This is a genomic window from Vibrio sp. YT-17 (assembly GCF_033337375.1).
Classification (GTDB): Bacteria; Pseudomonadota; Gammaproteobacteria; order Enterobacterales; family Vibrionaceae; genus Vibrio; species Vibrio alginolyticus.
In genome coordinates this window covers 1-1,050 of record NZ_JAWOQP010000194.1, presented here as the reverse complement: position 1 = coordinate 1,050, position 1,050 = coordinate 1, and the positions used below count along the sequence as shown (strand labels likewise).

Genomic DNA, 1,050 nt, shown 5'->3' with positions numbered 1-1,050 from the left:
CGCAAGCGAAACAAGCACCAAACTCAGCGCTAAGTCTTCTAGGTTAATCTACCTAACACGACAAGATACAAAAGCCAGGCTCATCCCTGGCTTTTTGCTTATCGGCTATACCGATTTAGATGCGTCCTAACAGGATGTTCGACAAGGCATTCATATCGATTAGATGGTCTCTTTAAATACCAATGTTGCCGCGATGATGACGCAGCGACATCTTAGCCAAGCAGCCGATCAAAACGTTGAGTCACAGAGAAACCTGTCTTCGGGATATCGGATTAACTCAGCAAGCGACGATGCTGCAGGCCTACAAATATCGAATACTCTCCATGTTCAAACGAGAGGGATTGATGTCGCCTTAAGGAATGCTCACGATGCCTATTCGGTCGCTCAAACCGCAGAAGGCGCGTTGCATGAGAGCAGTGATATTCTGCAACGGCTACGCTCTCTCGGACTTCAGGTCGCAAATGGCAGCCATGAACAGGATGATCGTACAAGTCTTCAACAAGAAGTGATTGCACTACAAGATGAATTGGATCGTGTGGCAATCACGACGACATTCGCGGATAAAAACCTCTTCAATGGCTCTTATGGTTCTCAGAGTTTTCATATTGGCGCCAATGCGAACTCTATATCATTGACGCTCAGAAACATGCGTACGCACATACCTGAAATGGGCGGGCAACATTATCTGGGTGACAGTTTAGACAAAGACTGGCGGGTAACGAGAGATAACCAACAGTTCGTGTTTGAATATCAAGACAATGAAGGCCAAGCGCAATCTAAAGTATTAACACTCAAAGTAGGCGATAACCTTGAAGAAGTGGCAACCTACATTAATGCCCAGCAATCGGTAGTCGATGCTTCCGTAACGCAAGATCATCAACTGCAGTTTTTTACCTCGACACTGAATGCGCCAGAAGGCGTCACATGGAAAGGCAATTTTGCCGATGAGATGGATATAGGTTCCGGTGAGTTGGTGACCGTTGATGATCTCGATATGTCGACAGTAGGAGGCGCTCAGCTTGCCATTGGTGTGGTGGATGCGGCGATAAA

1 protein-coding gene is annotated in these 1,050 nt (G+C 46.8%); it reads left to right on the top strand.

All coding sequences use genetic code 11. The annotated features are described in order from the left end of the window. Window positions 1–163: 163 nt before the first annotated feature. On the top strand, window positions 164–1,050 hold an 887-nt coding region (locus R7F67_RS24890), incomplete at its 3' end, for a flagellin (RefSeq protein ID WP_318057539.1).